This is a genomic window from Corticibacter populi, assembly GCF_004217315.1.
Classification (GTDB): Bacteria; Pseudomonadota; Gammaproteobacteria; order Burkholderiales; family Burkholderiaceae_C; genus Lampropedia; species Lampropedia populi.
Genome location: NZ_SGWR01000003.1, coordinates 415,017 through 432,532, shown reverse-complemented (window position 1 = coordinate 432,532; position 17,516 = coordinate 415,017). Strand labels below are relative to the sequence as shown.

Below are 17,516 nucleotides of genomic sequence, written 5' to 3'. Positions count from 1 at the left end.
TCCTTGAGAAAGGAAAACCGGATTTGTCAGTGAAACAGCGGCACCGCGCCATGCACGCTGCGGCCATCCCCGGACTGGACTTGGCAAGTCCGCACCGGCAAACGGTACATGCGGCTCAAGCGCGCATCCGTGCACATGCTGGCGGTGACTCCCACCTCATACGCATCGGGATGCATCAGCAAGGTTTGCTCGGCAATGTGCTGGGCGTGCTGCGGTTGATGGGTAGAAAAAACGATGGTCAGATTCTGTTCACGCGCCAAGCGCCGCAGAATGGCCAGCACGATGTCCTGGTTGTACAGGTCCAGCGCAGCCATGGGTTCATCCAGCACGATGATCGGGCTGGCGCTGGCGATGGCGCGGGCGATGTAGACGAGTTGCTTCTGGCCGCCGCTGAGCGAGTGGAAGTCGCTGCCTGCCAGATGTTCCAGTTGCACCGCGCGCAGGCTGTCCCGCGCCAAAGCCATGTCCCTGGCGCCCGGTGAGGCATACCAGCGCAGATGGCGCGCGCGCCCCATCGTCACCATGCTCAGCACATCGTAGGGAAACAGCGTATCGGTCTGCTGCGGCACATAGGCGGCATGTCCACCCAACCTGACCACACCAGCCGCCGCGGGTTGCAAACCCAGCAGCGTACGCAGCAAGGTGGTCTTGCCGCGGCCATTGGGGCCCAGCACCGCCAGAATGCCACCGGCGGGCACCTGCAGGCTGATGCCTTCCAGCAAGGTGCGCCCACCGGCCTGGATGGCGAGGTCTTGCATTTCAATCATTGCGCCACCCCCTTGCGTGCGTGCGGCGCAGCAGCCAGGCAAAAACCGGCGCGCCAATCAAGGCGGTGATCACACCCAGCGGAATCTCCGCGCTGGTGGCGCTGCGCGCCACGGTATCGACCAGCACCATGTAAGCCCCGCCTACCAGCGCAGACGCAGGCAGCAGTACGCGGTGATCGGCCCCCACCAGCATGCGCGCAAAATGCGGCACCACCAGCCCGACCCAGCCCACCGTGCCGGAGACGGCCACGCTGGCCGATACCACCAGCGTGACACACACCAGCAGCGCCCAGCGCAGCGGCTCCACGGCAATGCCCTGGGCGCTGGCCTGCTCGTCGCCCAGCGACAGGACGTTGATGCGAAAGCGCAGCGCAAACAGCACCGCCATGCCCGCCACGATGGGCAGCACCACCGCGGCCAGCTTGAAGTAGGAAGCGGTGGCAAAACTGCCCATCAGCCAGAAGACGATGGCGGGCAAAGTGTCGCTGGGATCGGCGAAATACGTGACCAGCGAGATCAGCGCGGCAAAGAAGGCGCTGGTGACCACCCCGGCCAGCACCAGCATCAGCATGGTGGTCTTGCCTTGCGAGCGGCTCAGAAAATAGACGATCGCCACGGCAATCAGGCCACCGGCGAATGCGCAGGAGAGAATCAGCGGCAGCGAGGTGAACAGCAAAATCGCAACGCAGCCGCCCAGCGCGGCACCGGAGGAGATGCCCAGCATCTGCGGCCCCACCAGCGGGTTGCGAAACGCCCCCTGCAAGGCCGCGCCGCATGTGGCCAGGCTGGCCCCCACCAGCACGGACAGCAGTATGCGCGGCATGCGCACCTGCCAGACCACGCGCCGCTGCACATCCGTCACACCGGCCACATCGGCCAGCCATGCGTGCGGCATCAACGGCTCCAGCAAAATGGCCACGGCCCGCAAAGGCGGCAGGCCATAACGGCCTGTGCACAGTGCCCAGAGCATCATGCCCAGCAGCAGGGCCAGCATGGCCGGCCAAATCCACCGGACAGGCTTTGCCATGCTGCGGCCCCAGCGCTTTGTTCGTGTGCCCTCACTCATTTCTTGAAGCGCTCATACAGGTGGGCAGAGGCATTGAGCTCGGTGTGCAGCACGAAATCGACATCCTCTTCCGATGCGCTGTAACCATAGAGACTCTGGTAGTTCTGGCGGATCAGATCGCGCAGCTTCCAATCGAACTTGTCCGGATGCAGGATCACGCTGAGCCACTGCCAGTACAGCGGCGACTCCTGGTTGGGCGGGTCCCAGCGGTAGCCGCCAGCAGGTATCTTGTAGACCCGGTGGTTGCGCACGGCATCCAGCCCGGCGAGCATCGGATCGTTGTAGATGGTCTCGGGCGTGAGTTGGTCCTCGAAGTTGTTGAGCAGGATGACCTCCGGGTTCCAGGCCAGGATCTGCTCGATGTTGACCGTATTGGCATTGCCCACGCCAGCGGCCACATTGCGACCGCCCGCCAGGTGAATGTCATATTGGAAATTGCCGTTTCCACCTGCCACCTGATAGCTTGGGAAATAGCGCGAAAAGTGCATGACGCGCGGTCGCTCATCTTCCTGCAGATGGCTGGTGACACCGCGGATGGATTGCTCCACCTGGCTGCGCCATGCGAGCTGCGCGGCAGCCTGCTCCTCTCGCCCCAGCGATGCGCCCATCAGCCTGATCCAATCCTTTACACGCTCTTCCGTGCCATAGAGCAGCGCGGCCACGGGCAGGCCCGCATTGCGCAGCGGCGCAACCAGGTCATCGCCCAAGTGGCCCCATTGCCAAATGAGGTCCGGCTGGATTTGCAACAAGGTTTCCACGTTCGGCGCAAAACCGGCGCGCGTGACATCGGAGCGGATGTGCGCAGTCTCCGGAAAAATGCGCCCCAGCATGCCCCGCTGCATATACGCATGCGAGTTGGGATTCATGCCCGCCAGTTTCCCGGCGTCGCCTGCCAGCGACAGCAGCATGGCGCTGGCAGGCATGGGGATGGTGACGGAGCGCTCGGCGGGTTGCGCCAGTTCGACACGCTGGCCCAGCATGTCCTGCAGCACCACGGGTTGGTCGCGCTGCGCCTCTGCCTCGCCCGTTGCCAGCATTGCCGCGCAGAGCCCCAGCAAGCGCCAAAGCGTGCAAAGCCAAGCTTGCCATCGATGAAACACACACATGGACATGGACATGGACATGGACATGGACATGGACATGGACATGGACATGGCTTAGAACCGGGTGCGCAGCGTCAGGTTGACACTGCGGCCGGGCGAGAGCAGCGGGTTCAGCTCCGACATGGGCCGGCTCATGGTCGAGCCGGTGCTGGCCGAGCGGTATTCCTTGTCAAACAGGTTCGTCACACCCAGCACCAGTTGCGTGTTCTGCAACTGCTCGAAGCCCAGCCGGTCCAGTTGCAACTGCGCATAGAGGTTGACCACGCCATAGCCGCCGGTGCGGTACTCGGTGGCGGGATCCCAGCGGTTCTGGCCTTTGGCGAACTGCACCTCGCCGGTGACGGCCCAGGCGTCATTGCCGCCCACGTACTGTGCGCCAACCAGCCCGCTCCACGGTGCCAGGCCGCTGACCGGCGCGCCGGTCAGGCGGTTGGTGCCACGCACATAGGCCGCGTTGCCGTGCAGGTTGACCCGGCCGGTCAACTGCCACTTGCCGGCCAGTTCAAGGCCTTTGGTATGCACCTTGCCAAGGTTCACCGTCTGCGTCGCAGGCTGGCCCAGGTAAGTACTTTGCACCGTGCCAAGGTAGTTGCGATAGCGTGTATCGAACACGGCAAAGTCCACGAAGGCTTTCGGCAAATGCAGACGCGCGCCGACTTCCGCGGTGATCGACTCCTCCGGCTTCAGATTGGGGTTGGGGATGGTATAGGTTGTGCCATTCCAGCCCGAGCTGAACATCTCCGAATGCCATGGCATGCGAAAGCCCGTGCCATAACTGGCTGTCAGCTCCACCGTTTCGTTGACGAAGTACGAGGTGCCGATGCTGCCGGTCCAGTGCGTGGTACTGGTGTCCTGGGCGGCCTCGAACAAGGGGCGCAGGTCTTCACTTTCCAGGAAGGCCACCTCGGTATCGGACAGGTAGTAGTCGAAGCGGCTGCCCGCATTGATGCTCCAGCCCGGGCGCAGTTCCCAGTCCGCCAGCGCGAACAGGCCGGTGTTGAACTGGGTGAACTTGCGTCCGGTACGCGGGTTACCGTTGTCCGTCCAGGAGTCGGTGGCAACATCCTGGGTCTCGATGCGCGTCTTGCCGCCCAGCCAGTGGTCATTGGCGAAGTCCAGCCCGAATGCCCATTCCAGCCCGCGCTCGTCGCGCGGCGTCTCCACCGTCAGGTGGCCGCCGAAAATGTTCGGCCCGCGCACGTTGTTGGTCTGGCGGCGGAAAGTGTTGCCGTTGTTGCTGATGGTGTTGGTCTCCAGCAGCGACTCGAAGATATTCAGATACAGGCTGGCATCGATGCGGCTGAACCAGCGGTCTTCGAACGTGCCTTCATAGCCAAGACGCCCCTGGTGGATGTTCAGCGGCACGCGCCGCCCCCAGTTGTTCTCGGTGGTCGTGGCGTTGGAGGAGCCATCGCGGATTTCCCCGTAGCGGTAGCTCAGCTCGTAGCGCTCGTTGGCGTTGGGCATCCAGCCGGCGGCAAAGCCCGCGCCGGCGGTCTTGTAGTCGCTGTTGCGGATCTCCCCGGCAGGGGTGTCGTATTTCTGCGACTGGCGCGCCATGGCGTAGGCGCGGAAATCGACGTTGTTGCCTGCGGCCTCCACACTCACATTGCCCTGCAGGCCATTGCCGTTGGAGCGGTAGGTCACATCCAACTGGCCGCCCTGCAGCGTGAAGCGCTCGCCCAGCGTGCCCTTGGGCTTCTTGGTGACGAAATTGACCAGCCCCGAGAGCCCGTCGCTGCCGTAGCGGATCGAGGCGGGGCCGCGGATGACCTCGACGCGTTCGAGCTCGGTCGGACTGATCATCATGAACTGGAAGGCCGGGCGGCCACGGAAGCGGTCGCCATTGATGAACATCGGCACCCGGAAGTTGCTGCTGTTCTGGCCGCGCAGCACGATGGTGCCGTCCAGGCTGCCGGTGCGCGTCACCGTCACGCCGGGCAGGCGCTCCATCACGTCCAGCGTGTTCATGGCGTTGACCATGTTGAGCTCGTCCTCGGTAATCACCGAGACGTGCTGGGAAGACGTCGTCTCCAGTGTGACCTCCTCGGGGGAGCCGCCCCTGGCCCGCACCCGCGACTCGCTGCTGCGCAGCTTCTGCCAGTTCGGCTGTTCGCTTCCCGCATAGACATTGACGGCATCGAGCGTCCGGACCTGCGCCAGGGCCGGGGTTGCAAGACACGCCAACGCGGCCACCGCCGTGACGGCAGCCCATGTCGTTTTACGCATTTTTTTCCTCATCAAGAAAGAGCCGCATCGCTCAGAATTCAAGCCCCGTCGGGCAGACCCCCCACCCGACAAACAAACGTCATTGCTTCTACAATTCGAACGTAATGCAAATCAGTATCCTTAATTTTCCAGGACCATTCCTTTTCATCAAATGACTTTGGTCAATCGCGAAAACGCCGAACATGCTCAACTGCCGCACCTGGAAGGCCTCGCCTGGTTCGCCGGCCTGGACGCGCTGGCCCTGGGACAATTGACCCGTGAAGCCCGCCCCCTGTCGTTCAAGGCAGAAGAGAAAATTTTTTTGCATGGTCAGCCTTGCCGAGACTGCCTGCTGGTCTGTTCCGGCGAGTTGCAAGGGCTGCGCTACACGCCCGAAGGCGACGAGAAAATCTTCGGGCACATCCGGCCTGGTGCCTTTGCCGCGCTGCCATCGATCTTCGCCCAGCCCCAATTGCACTGGCATACCATCCGCGCCAGCACCCCTGGCCGGGGTTGGCTGTTCAGCGATCGCTGCCTGCGCCGGTTCTGCCAGACCCAGCCGGAATTCGCCCTGCGCGTCATCAGCAACAGCGCATGGCTGCTGCATCACCATACGGAACAGATCGACTGGCTGACCTCCAGCACGGCGGAACAGCGCCTGGCCGAATACGTGCTGAGGTTCGGACGTCCGCGCAATGCCAATCCGGTCCGGTTGCCGCTATCCTGGATGCACGTGGCGACCAAACTCGGCATACGCGCCGAAACCGTCAGCCGCATCCTCTCGAAATGGCAGCGCAAGGGCCTCATCCTGCGGGACCGCTCCGGCCTGCATATCCTGAACATCGCCTCACTGGAAGGCATGGTGGATGCGCATCGGCGGATCTGATACAACCCCGGTTCTTGAAACTTGGCAGGCTGCCCCCAGATGCCGTGTGATAAAGCACGGCCATGGTGCCATCTGCCATTGCCGTGCCGCCGCATTCAACCCACCATCCCAAGCCATTCCGAACATGTCAGAAACCGAGAAAACCACCGCAGCCTCCCATCAGCCCGGCAATACGCCAGACCAGTTCCAGGCCCGGCAGACGGAACCGGACGTCAATGAGGAACTGGCCGGTCTGCACGCCGAAGTCGAAGCCCTCAGGACACAGCTCGGAGAGCAGCAAGCCCTCAAGGCCCAGAACACCGAACTGTCCGAGCAATACCTGCGCGCCAAGGCCGATGCCGAGAATGCCCGCCGCCGCGCCGAGGAGGATGTCTCCAAGGCCCGCAAGTTCGGCATCGAATCCTTCGCCCACGACCTGCTGGCCGTGGCCGACAGCCTCGATGCCGCGCTGGCGATCGAATCGGCCAGCGCCGAGCAATTGCTCGAAGGCACCCGCGCTACCCAGAGCCAGCTGCAATCGGTGTTCGAGCGCCACAAGCTGCACACCATCGCTCCCGCGGTCGGCGACAAGTTCGATCCGCACCACCACCAGGCCATCAGTGCCGTGCCGGCCGACCAGGCCCCCAACACCATCGTTGGCGTGCTGCAAAAGGGCTATGCCATCGGCGAGCGCGTGCTGCGCCCCGCCCTGGTGACGGTGGCCGCCGAGCGGTGAGCCGTGCCCCGGTGGGGAGCGTCGCCGCGGCGCGCGAATCTTTTCGCGCCGACCGCCCTTGAATCCTCCGCCACGGGCCACACATAGCGAGCATTCCCATATTCACGCAGTCTAAGGAGAAGAATCAAATGGCAAAAATCATCGGTATCGACCTGGGCACCACCAACAGTTGTGTGGCGGTGATGGAAGGCAATTCCACCCGCGTCATCGAGAACAGCGAAGGCGCCCGCACCACGCCGTCGATCGTCGCCTACCAGCAGGACGGCGAAATCCTGGTCGGTGCCTCGGCCAAGCGCCAGGCCGTCACCAACGCCGCGAACACCATCTACGCCGTCAAGCGCCTGATCGGTCGCCGCTTCGAGGACAAGGAAGTGCAGAAGGACATCGAGAAGATGCCCTTCAAGATCATCAAGGCCGACAACGGCGACGCCTGGGTCGAGGCCCGCGGCCAGAAGCTCGCGCCCCAGCAGGTCAGCGCCGAGATCCTGCGCAAGATGAAGAAGACCGCCGAGGACTTCCTGGGCGAGACCGTCACCGAAGCCGTCATCACCGTGCCGGCCTACTTCAACGACGCCCAGCGCCAGGCCACCAAGGATGCCGGCCGCATCGCCGGCCTGGAAGTCAAGCGCATCATCAACGAACCCACCGCCGCAGCCTTGGCCTTCGGCTTGGACAAGGCCGGCAAGGGCGACCGCAAGATCGCCGTGTATGACCTCGGCGGCGGCACCTTCGACGTCTCGATCATCGAAATCGCCGACGTGGACGGCGAAAAGCAGTTCGAAGTACTCTCGACCAACGGCGACACCTTCCTGGGTGGCGAGGACTTCGACCAGCGCATCATCAACTACATCATCGACGAGTTCAAGAAAGAGCAAGGCGTCGACCTGTCCAAGGACGTGCTGGCCCTGCAGCGCCTGAAGGAAGCCGCCGAAAAGGCCAAGATCGAGCTTTCCAACAGCACGCAGACCGACATCAACCTGCCCTACATCACCGCCGATGCCTCGGGCCCGAAGCACCTGAACATCAAGCTCACGCGCGCCAAGCTGGAATCGCTGGTGGAAGACCTGATCGTCCGCTCGATCGAGCCCTGCCGCACCGCCATCAAGGATGCCGGCGTGAAGGTCTCCGACATCGACGATGTGATCCTGGTCGGCGGACAGACCCGCATGCCCAAGGTGCAGGAAAAGGTCAAGGAATTCTTCGGCAAGGAACCGCGCCGCGACGTCAACCCTGACGAAGCCGTGGCCGTGGGCGCCGCCATCCAGGGCCAGGTGCTCTCGGGTGACCGCTCCGACGTGCTGTTGCTCGACGTCACCCCGCTGTCTCTGGGTATCGAAACCCTGGGCGGCGTGATGACCAAGATGATCAACAAGAACACCACGATCCCGACCAAGCACGCGCAGACCTACTCCACCGCCGACGACAACCAGCCGGCCGTGACCATCAAGGTCTACCAGGGCGAGCGCGAAATCGCCAGCGCCAACAAGCTGCTGGGCGAGTTCAATCTGGAAGGCATCGCACCCGCTCCACGCGGCACGCCGCAGATCGAGGTGAGCTTCGACATCGACGCCAACGGCATCCTGCACGTCTCGGCCAAGGACAAGGGCACCGGCAAGGAAAACAAGATCACCATCAAGGCCAACTCGGGCCTGTCGGAGGACGAGATCCAGCAGATGGTCAAGGACGCCGAGCTCAACGCCGCCGAGGACAAGAAGAAGCTCGAAGTGGTGCAGGCCAAGAACGAGGGCGAAGCCACGCTGCACAACATCCGCAAGTCGCTGGCCGAACATGGCGACAAGCTCGATGCCGCTGACAAGGAAGCCATCGAGAAGGCCGCTGCCGAGCTGGAAGAAGCCCTCAAGGGCGAGGACAAGGATGCCATCACCAGCAAGTCCGCCGAGCTGCTGACGGCCAGCCAGAAACTGGGCGAGAAAGTCTATGCCGAAGCCCAGGCCGCCGCCCGCAACGCCGAAGGCGGTACCGCAGCCGCCGGTGGCGCCGAGCAGGCCCAGCCCGCCCAGGACGATGTGGTGGATGCCGAAGTCAAGGAAGTCAAGAAGGACTGATCCGGCTGAATGGGGGTGGCGACATGCGGCCACCCGGCATCCTGGCATCGACATTGCGTGCGGCATCGCACTGCATCGAGCCGCCGCACCGGGCCCGTGGCCCAGTGCGGCGTTGCTGCTTTCATGAACGACGATGATGAGCCCGCTCCGGGCGGGTTGACCAACACGATGGCTAAACGCGACTACTACGAGGTTCTGGGCGTTCCCAAGAACGCTGGCGAGGACGAGATCAAGAAGGCCTACCGCAAGCTGGCCATGAAGCATCACCCGGACCGCAACCAGGGCGAGGCATCCAAGGGCGCCGAAGAAAAGTTCAAGGAAATCAAGGAAGCCTACGAGATCCTCTCCGATCCGCAGAAGAAGGCCGCCTACGACCAGTACGGCCACGCCGGCGTGGACCCGAACATGCGCGGCGGCTTCGGCGGCGGCGCAGAGGGCTTTGGCGGCTTCGCCGAGGCCTTTGGCGACATCTTCGGCGACATCTTCAACCAGCAGCGCCGTGGCGGCGGCGGTGGCGGACGCCAGATGTACAAGGGCAACGACCTCTCCTACGCCATGGAGATCAGCCTGGAGGAAGCCGCCGAGGGCAAGGACGCGCAGATCAAGATTCCCTCCTGGGAAGACTGCAGCACCTGCCACGGCAGCGGCGCCAAGCCCGGCACCGACGCCAAGACCTGCCCGAGCTGCCACGGCAACGGCGTGGTGCAGATGCGCCAGGGCTTCTTCAGCGTGCAGCAGACCTGCCCGACCTGCCACGGCAGCGGCAAGATCATCCCCGAGCCCTGCGCGGCCTGCCATGGCCAGGGCAAGATCAAGACGCAGAAGACGCTGGAGATCAAGATCCCGGCCGGCATCGACGACGGCATGCGCATCCGCAGCAGCGGCAATGGCGAGCCCGGCACCAATGGCGGCCCGGCCGGCGACCTGTACATCGAGATCCGCATCCGGCCGCACGAGATCTTCGAACGCGACGGCGACGACCTGCACTGCACCGTGCCCATCGGCATGACCACGGCCGCGCTGGGCGGTGAAATCGAGGTGCCGACGCTGGCTGGCAAGGCCCTGATCGATATCCCCGAGGGCACCCAGCCGGGCAAGCAGTTCCGCCTGCGCGGCAAGGGCATCAAGGGCCTGCGCTCGAGCCTGGCCGGAGACCTCTATTGCCACATCGAGGTGGAAATCCCGGTCAAGCTCACCGAATTCCAGCGCAAGACGCTCAAGGATCTGGACGACTCGCTGAAAAAGGGCGGCGGCAAGCACTCGCCCAGCAGCCAGTCGTTTGCCGACAAGTTCAAGCGTTTCTTCAGCTGAAGATTCGCTGAGTCATTCGCTTGGCCGGGCCGCACCCGCAGGGCGCTCTCCTGGCGTGGGCTGCAGCCTGTTCCGGCAATTCCTCATGCCTTTCCACGGCATGCATGAGGCAGGGCCCGGCAACGCATCGCCGGGCGCGCTGACCGTTGCCGCCGGCGCTCCACGAGTGCCCCGATGGCGTCCACGCGCAGCGGCAGGCGCGCGGCCCACAGCAGGTCGGCCCGGCGGTACCCGAGATCACCCAGCAAATCATCGCCGAGCGTCAGCAGGGGCAAGAGGTGGCGCCGGAACAAACGCCGCCGGCGATAACGCCACACGGCCATCCCAATCACATGCATGAGCCCGAACGCGGGCGGCACAGGCATCGGAGTGCGCGGCAGCGGCTGTTTCGGGGACTGCGGGCAGCCGGCCTTGCTACCCAGTTGCAGAGTCCGCGCGTGTCTATCTTGGTCATCCATCATGGGGTGGTCCTCCTGCCGGTCATTGAAAAAGAAGGCACCATGGCAACGGTGCCGAGAGACACTGTGCCGAAGGATGATTGATCAGTAAAACGAAAAATACTACACTTTAATTTCAATTTTTCTTAAAGGTTTAACGCATGGACGACGCCGATTGTCATCTGGCGCGACGGGCCTTGCCGTTGCTGGAGACCGAGGTGTTGCGCACCTTCGTGACGATTGCCGAAAGCGGCAGCTTCACCCGTGCGGCCCAGCAGCTGTTCCGCACGCCTTCGGCCTTGAGCATGCAGATCAAGCGAATGGAGGAGATGCTCGGGCAGGCGCTGTTCATCCGCGAGGCCCGGCACGTCAGTCTCACCGGGGAAGGCGAGCTGCTGCTGGGTTACGCCAGGCAGTTGCTCAAGATCAATGCCGAGGCGGTCGGGCGCTTCCGGGCGCCGGCACTCGAAGGCCGTGTGCGATTCGGCGCCACCGACGACGTGGTCGAGCGCGTCCTCTCCTCCGTGCTCGCGCATTTCTCGCGCACCTTTCCGGCGGTCGAGATGGATGTTTCCGTCGCCACCAGCGCCACCCTGTTGCCGCGCTTCGATGCCGGCGAACTCGATCTCGTGCTGATCACGCGCGGACGACTGGACCTGAATGGACGCGGCGAGATCGTCCACAGCGAACCCCTGGTATGGGCAGGCAGGGATGGCGGGGTTGCCGGCCAGCGCTCGCCGCTGCCCTTGGCACTGGCGCAACCAGGATGCCCCTGGCGCGCCATGGCGCTGGATGCACTCGATCGCACCGGGTGGCGCTACCGCATCGTCTATTCGTGTGACCATTGCGCGGGGCAGCGCGCCGCAATGCTGGCGGATCTGGCGGTGGCCCCGTTCCCGGAGAGCCTGGTGCGCCCACCACTCAAGCGCCTTGATGATGCAGGCCTGCCGGAGCTCGGAGCGTATCAGTTGGTTCTGATGAAACGGCCCAATGGCGGCGCGATGGAAGACGCACTGGCAGCGCAGGTGATGGCGGCATTCCGCGGCCGCTGAGCCGCAGGCGGTATTGATATTGATGGCAACTGGTCACCGCGCCGGCCCATCCACCTGGCCCTGGACGAATGGCTACAACGCCTATACTGCCAGCCCCGGGAAATGCCTTCGACAGCACCTTGTTCATGCCCAACACATCCATCCCCCACCCTGCGCCGCGCCGCCGCACGGCATGGCGGCTGGCCCTGCTTGCCGCCATCGGCCTTGTCCTGGCGCTCGCGACCTTATTCTGTGCCCACATCAGCCGGCAGTGGGGTGACCGCCCGACCTCGCTGCGGCTCTCGGCGCTGGAGCAATCCGGCCCGCTGGACCTGCCTTTCGGGGCCGCTGAACGCTGGCTGTACTTTCCGATGTACGAGGGGGACACGGCCCACGCCGTGGACCTGGGCGCGCTGCGCTGGCGCAGCGACCAGCTGCTGGCATCGGCCACGCGCTATCCGCGCCATGGCGGCGAAGACTGGCCCGAACAGCTCTACCAGACCGCCCATTTCGAGTATGTGACCCGCCTGATCGACTGCCAGAGCGGCGTGTTTGCCGATCTGACCGAGGCGCTGACCGATGACAGCGGCAAACCACTGATCGAGCGGCCCATGGCGCTGCGCCACAACAATCCCCGCCGCGCCGGCGGCGGTGGCGAGGAGTGGCCGGACCGTTCGGAAATCGGCATGGCCTGTCTGGCCGCCGCCAATCCCGAACTGCTGCCGGCCCGGCGCCAGCAGGCCGGCATCACCCCTGCGCCGCTGACATACCTGCCAACCATGGCCATCCTGCAGGAAGACTCGCAGGCGCTGCTGGAGCAGCATGAGTTCGCGCCCGATCTGGCCGCCATCACCGCCAGCACCACGGCGGCCACCCCGCGCGACGTGCTTGCCGCGGTGGCCTTGCAACGCGCACAGTGGCGCCGCAACCGGTACGGCCCGGGCACCCCGCAGGAGACGCCTTTTCCCTGGCCGCACGAGGCCGAGGCCCTGGCCCGCGTGGAGCAGGCCGTCAACCGCCAGTACCTGCGCTTTGGCCAGCGCACCGCGCCGATTCTGCACCTCCTCGAAGGGGGCTTCTACACGCTGCAGGTCATGCCGCGCACCGACATCCATCCACCTCCGGAAGGCGTCGATGCCTACGACGATGAGCAGATCGACACCGTGATGGGCCACTGCGGCATCGAGATGCAGGTGCTGAGCGGGCACCACTGGGAAGACCCGCAAGGCCGGCAGGTGGCCGAGCAGCAGCCCGATCGCACGGCCATGCTGCAATCGCTCGAACCGATCTGGTACAACGCCAACCCGTGCCCGGATATTGCCGAGGCCACCGCCACCGGGGCCGGGGATGCAGACGCCGCTGCCCACCCGCGTCTGCGTCTGCAACCGCCGCTGACCATCCATGCAGCGCCGGCGGCCATCGCCTATGCGGAGCCCCTGCCCCGCCACCGTCCCGAGAATGCCAGCGCCGACACGCCGGCCGTGGCCGATGCCGCACGCGCCATCCTGAGCCAGCGCGAGGAGACCCGCCGATGAATCGTCCACACCTTCCGGCATGCCACCGCCACGGCGCATGGAAGCCGGCCCGGCCCGCTTCCATGCTCCGCCTCGCCATTGCCCTGGCCTCGGCAAGCACCCTGGCCTGCACTGGCCTGCTTTGGCCGGCTGCCGGTCTGGCGTGGACCTCGCACACCATCGACTGCTTCTCGCCGGCGCCTGGCACGGAATCGGCCATCAACCGCATTTGCCCGATGCAGGAGCAACTGGCGGCATTCCAGCTCGGCCGGCAATGGGGCTACCTGAATGCGACGGGCGTCGTGGCCATCGAGCCGCGCTTCGCCGAGGCCGGCCGTTTCAGCGAGGGCCTGGCACCGGTGCAGCAGGGCGAGAATGGCCCCTGGGGCTACATCGATGCGCAGGGCCGCTGGGTGATCGAACCACAGTTCATGTTCGCGGACGCCTTCCACGAAGGACGCGCGCTGGTGCATGCCAGCGGACCCGGCAAGGGCTACGCCGGCTACATCGACCGACAGGGCCAATGGGTTGCCAAGCCCGACTACAGCGACGCCGGGCCCATGGTGGGTGGGCGGGCGCTGGCCAGGATTCCGGATGGGCCACAGGTCTTCATCACCCATGCGGGGCAGGAGCAGGCCCTGCCGGCACTGCCTGCCGACGCGCCCGCCGGCACCACCATGCGCATCAGCGGCGCACGCGCCGAGCCGCAGCGCTGGTTCGCCGAATTTTCGCTGCCCGACTTCTGGCTTTCGCCGTCGGGACAGCGCGTGCCGGTCACCCCTGACCTGGATATCCAGCGCCCGGCCAGCCCGCATGCCGTGGTCGCACAGCTGCGCCACGAGAATTACGCACAGCGCCACTGGGGCATCTGGAGTGCAGAAGGCCGCTGGCTGGCACAGCCCGTCTATACCACCATCGGCGAGTTCCAGCAGGGCGTGGCGATCGCCGGCCTCAAAGTCCCTGGCCCCGCACCGGCGCAAGCCGCTGCGGCCACTGCCGCCAGCCAGATCGATCATCCCGCGCCGCCGCCACCACCCGCGCCGCCGGGGCTGATCTGCGACGGCGCGCACTGCAGCGTTGATCGACAGGTGCTGCTCGATGCCAGCGGACGGCGCCTGAGCGATGGCTCGCACCGGCGCATCACGCGCCTGGGCCTCTTTTATCTGGCCGTGCGCGAGTCGGCAGCGGCGGAGTTGCTGGATGCGCAAGGCCGCCCGCTCGCGCGCCTCGCCTGTGACGACCAGGGCCGTGGGCGGGCGGTAGAGACCGTCTATGGTCTGCCAGAATCGTCGGGCTGGTCGGCCGTGAACGGCTGCGATGGCCGCCACTGGATCAGCAGCCCCTCCGGTCAGCACTGGTCCGGCCAGGGCCGCATCCAGCGCGCCTGGGCCGATGCGCGCCATCTGACCCTCCTCACCGAGCCGGCGACCCAAGCCGCCACGGCCAGCGCCAGCACCGACCGGGAGCCGCAATGGCAGATCTTCAGCCAAGATGGCCAGGCCCTGCTCGGCGTCGACATGCTCAGACAGCTCGAAGGCAGGCTGCAGGAAGTCCAACTGCTCGAAGAGGCGCCAGAGGGCGCGGCAACGCAGCGTCCCCCCATCATCCTGAGCACGCGCGGCGATGACTACCGGGAACGCTTCTACCTGATCACCCGAACGGGCCGGCTGGTGCACGAGCCGCAGTGGCGATCGCTGCGCTTTCAGCGCACGGGCCTGGACGGGGCCGCGCCTGCCCTCTGGCCCCTCGTCCTGGTGCGCACCGCCGATGGCGATGGTGCACTGGATGTGAATGGCGCCTATCTGGTCCGGCCCGCGCCGGACCAGGTGGTGTTCGACCTGAGCAACGGCTGGCTGGCCACCACCCCGGTGCGGCCCACGCCCAAGGCGCGCCCATTCTGGCTGGGCCCGCAGACCGAGGAGCTGCAAGAGCCGCCGCGCTACACCCTGGTGGGCAGCCAGGGCCAGCGCATCGCCGAGCTTCCCGGCTTCGATCATTCGGCCCCGTCCATCCGCGTGGCGCCAGGCCTCCTGTGGCTGCAGACCGCTTCCGGCTGGTTTGCCGTCAATGCCGCCGACCCCCACGCGGCCACGGCACGGCCGCTGCCGGAGCTGGGCCAACTGGACGGCTTGGCCAGCACGGTCCACGACGGCCACGTGCGTTTCACGCGTCCGGTGGCAGGCGAGGAAGGCTTCTCGGACTTCGCCATTTTTGCGGCGGATGGCCGCCGCACCAGCGACTGGCTGCGGCTGGAGGCCATCGGCCCCATGCTGGACGGACAGCAACGCCTGCAGGGCTGGCAAGCCTTCTACCGCACCCCGGCCGGCCACCGCCACCTGGCGCTGCTGGCCCCCGATGGCACGCAGCGCAGCGGCATCATGGCCGGCGACCTGGAGCCCCCGCGCGGCGACTCCTCCTGGCTGCGCCTTTCCAGCCAGGGTCTGCATGGCCTGGTGGACCTGCATGGCCGCACCACGCTACCGGTGGCGTTCGAGCGCATCGAAACCCGCGACGACGGCTGGGTCAAGGTCTCCAGCGGCACGCGCCATGCCTTGCTCGATGCCCGCAACCGCTGGCTGACACCGCTGCTGGCCGTGCGCGATGAAAACCTGTTCCGCAAATGGGCCGACTCGGATGCGCTGGTGCTCGGCTGGATCAGCGGCCAGCAGTTCACTGCCGTGGACATCAATGGCCGCGTACTGCAGATGGCACCGGCCACATTCACGGCCCATGCCCCGGGCGGACCCGGACCCGCGCCCGGATCGCCATGGCAAGTGCTGCAGCATGCCTCCCCGCTGCCGCTGGCCGAGCAGACCCCGATCGACGATGCAGCGCCCGACAACTGGCTGCCGGTGCCACACGCCGGCAGCGAGCGAAGCGCCATCTTCGTCGACATGCAGGGGCGGGAGCGGCTGCAACTGGCCGACTGGCTCTCGCCGTCGGAGGGCTTCCAGCACGGCGTGCTGGCGCTGCCGCGTGCCGAAGGCACCGCGCTCTATGACGCTCAGGGCCGGCCCATCACCGGCGCCGGACTGCAGCCGGGCGATACGGTGCGCGTGCTCGGCAGTGGCCAGCTGGTGGTGGCCCGCCAAACGCCGCTGCCGCCCGGCCACCCGCTGGCACGCCCCGCTGCGCGCCGCGCCATCGGTCAGGAGGTGGCGACTGCCCCAGCAGCGGATCAGGCGGCCATGTTGCCCCAGTATGGTTTTGTCAGCCTGGGCGGCCAACCCGCCGCAGCGCCGCGCTTCGATGCGGTGGCCAAAGACTTCCAGGACGGCCTCATCGCCGTCAGCGCCATGGGCAACCTCGGCCTGGCCCAGGCGGATGGCACGCTGCTGATGCACAGTGCCTGGCGCTGCGGACAGACGCCGGTGGTGCTGGATCGCCATGGCGAGATCAGCTGGCCCGCCGACCTGCGCGGCCAGGCCAGGGCGGCCTGCCCCAGGCCATGAAACGGACCATGACACGGGTCATGATGCAGGCCATGGAGCGGGCCAGGCGCCATTGCGGCAGCGCGTCTGCCGCTGCACACGGAGCTGCCGCTGCGGTGGGATAATCGCGCCATGCCCATCGACATCAAAACCGAAGCGGACCTGCCAGGCCTGCGCGAAGCCTGCCGCCTGGCCTCCGAAGTTCTCGACTACATCACCCCCCACGTCAAGCCCGGCGTCTCTACCAAGGAGATCGACCGACTCGCTGCCGAATGCATGGCCAGACAGGGCACGCGCTCGGCCTCGCTGGGCTACCAGCCCTCTCCGGATTACCCGCCCTACCCGGGTTCGGTCTGCACCTCTCCGAACAACGTGGTCTGCCACGGCATTCCGAGCGACAAGCCGTTGAAGAAGGGCGACATCCTCAACGTCGACGTCACCATCATCACCAAGGATGGCTGGTATGGCGACAACAGCCGCATGTTCGAGGTCGGCGAGGTCTCGATCGCCGCCAAGCGGCTGTGCCGCCTGACCTTCGAGGCCATGTGGATGGGCATCCTGGAGGTCAAGCCCGGCGCCACGCTGGGCGATGTTGGCCACGCCATCCAGAAGTTCGCCGAGGGCAATGGCCTGTCGGTGGTGCGCGAGTTCTGCGGCCACGGCATCGGCCGGCGCTTCCACGAAGAGCCTCAGGTGCTGCACTATGGCCGCCCCGGCACCATGGAGGTGCTCGAGCCCGGCATGGTCTTCACCATCGAGCCCATGCTCAACCTCGGCCGCAAGGAAATCAAGGAACACGGCCGGGACGGCTGGACCATCGTCACCAAGGACCACAGCCTGACCGCGCAGTGGGAGCATCAGCTCATCGTCACGCCCACCGGCTACGAAGTGCTGACGCTCTCGGCCGGTTCGCCGCCGCTGCCCGATTTCGTCAAGGCCACCAAGACCTGACGCACCCCTTTGATCTTCGCCCCCAAGCGC

General features: G+C 65.8%; 13 protein-coding genes. 8 read left to right on the top strand and 5 right to left on the bottom strand.

Going from position 1 to position 17,516, the window contains the following annotated elements; translation table 11 throughout:
• Positions 1-26: 26 nt before the first annotated feature.
• The 4 genes from EV687_RS12855 to EV687_RS12840 all read right to left on the bottom strand — a co-directional run bounded on the left by EV687_RS12855 (position 27) and on the right by EV687_RS12840 (position 5,165).
• Positions 27-767, bottom strand: coding sequence for an ABC transporter ATP-binding protein (locus tag EV687_RS12855; protein ID WP_122227975.1), 741 nt, complete (start codon positions 765-767; stop codon positions 27-29).
• Positions 760-1,761 carry a FecCD family ABC transporter permease gene (locus tag EV687_RS12850; protein WP_122227978.1) on the bottom strand — a complete coding sequence of 334 codons (1,002 nt, stop codon included), beginning with the start codon at positions 1,759-1,761 and terminating at the stop codon, positions 760-762. The genes EV687_RS12855 and EV687_RS12850 overlap by 8 nt, the downstream gene beginning before the upstream one ends.
• A gap of 68 nt (positions 1,762-1,829) precedes the next feature.
• Positions 1,830-2,870 carry an ABC transporter substrate-binding protein gene (locus tag EV687_RS12845; protein WP_242612622.1) on the bottom strand — a complete coding sequence of 347 codons (1,041 nt, stop codon included), beginning with the start codon at positions 2,868-2,870 and terminating at the stop codon, positions 1,830-1,832.
• Positions 2,871-2,990: 120 nt separating this feature from the next.
• Complete coding sequence (locus EV687_RS12840; protein ID WP_162846579.1) at positions 2,991-5,165, bottom strand: TonB-dependent receptor; 2,175 nt, start codon at positions 5,163-5,165, stop codon at positions 2,991-2,993.
• Positions 5,166-5,316: 151 nt separating this feature from the next.
• Here EV687_RS12840 and EV687_RS12835 point away from each other — a divergent pair, with 151 nt between their 5' ends.
• The 4 genes from EV687_RS12835 (at position 5,317) to dnaJ (ending at position 10,122) form a co-directional block, all read left to right on the top strand.
• A complete protein-coding gene (locus tag EV687_RS12835) occupies positions 5,317-6,030 on the top strand; it encodes a Crp/Fnr family transcriptional regulator (RefSeq protein ID WP_122227984.1) in 714 nt (237 codons plus the stop codon).
• Positions 6,031-6,154: 124 nt separating this feature from the next.
• Positions 6,155-6,745, top strand: a complete 591-nt coding sequence (gene grpE / locus EV687_RS12830; protein ID WP_122227987.1) for a nucleotide exchange factor GrpE — start codon at positions 6,155-6,157, stop codon at positions 6,743-6,745.
• 98 nt (positions 6,746-6,843) lie between these two features.
• On the top strand, positions 6,844-8,811 hold the full coding sequence (dnaK, locus tag EV687_RS12825) for a molecular chaperone DnaK (protein ID WP_278044263.1): 1,968 nt from the start codon (positions 6,844-6,846) through the stop codon (positions 8,809-8,811).
• A 168-nt stretch (positions 8,812-8,979) separates the two neighbouring features.
• Complete coding sequence (gene dnaJ / locus EV687_RS12820; protein WP_122228958.1) at positions 8,980-10,122, top strand: molecular chaperone DnaJ; 1,143 nt, start codon at positions 8,980-8,982, stop codon at positions 10,120-10,122.
• An 83-nt stretch (positions 10,123-10,205) separates the two neighbouring features.
• On the opposite strand, the gene EV687_RS12815 is transcribed toward dnaJ, so the two are convergent.
• Positions 10,206-10,583 carry a hypothetical protein gene (locus EV687_RS12815; protein WP_122227993.1) on the bottom strand — a complete coding sequence of 126 codons (378 nt, stop codon included), beginning with the start codon at positions 10,581-10,583 and terminating at the stop codon, positions 10,206-10,208.
• Positions 10,584-10,720: 137 nt separating this feature from the next.
• Between EV687_RS12815 and EV687_RS12810 the strand changes: the two genes are divergently transcribed.
• The 4 genes from EV687_RS12810 to map all read left to right on the top strand — a co-directional run bounded on the left by EV687_RS12810 (position 10,721) and on the right by map (position 17,486).
• Positions 10,721-11,611 carry a LysR family transcriptional regulator gene (locus EV687_RS12810; RefSeq protein ID WP_122227996.1) on the top strand — a complete coding sequence of 297 codons (891 nt, stop codon included), beginning with the start codon at positions 10,721-10,723 and terminating at the stop codon, positions 11,609-11,611.
• 125 nt (positions 11,612-11,736) lie between these two features.
• Positions 11,737-13,125 carry a hypothetical protein gene (locus EV687_RS12805; RefSeq protein WP_130466511.1) on the top strand — a complete coding sequence of 463 codons (1,389 nt, stop codon included), beginning with the start codon at positions 11,737-11,739 and terminating at the stop codon, positions 13,123-13,125.
• 62 nt (positions 13,126-13,187) lie between these two features.
• Positions 13,188-16,556, top strand: coding sequence for a WG repeat-containing protein (locus EV687_RS12800; protein WP_162846580.1), 3,369 nt, complete (start codon positions 13,188-13,190; stop codon positions 16,554-16,556).
• Positions 16,557-16,667: 111 nt separating this feature from the next.
• Positions 16,668-17,486, top strand: a complete 819-nt coding sequence (gene map, locus EV687_RS12795) for a type I methionyl aminopeptidase (protein ID WP_122228005.1) — start codon at positions 16,668-16,670, stop codon at positions 17,484-17,486.
• Positions 17,487-17,516: the final 30 nt, after the last annotated feature.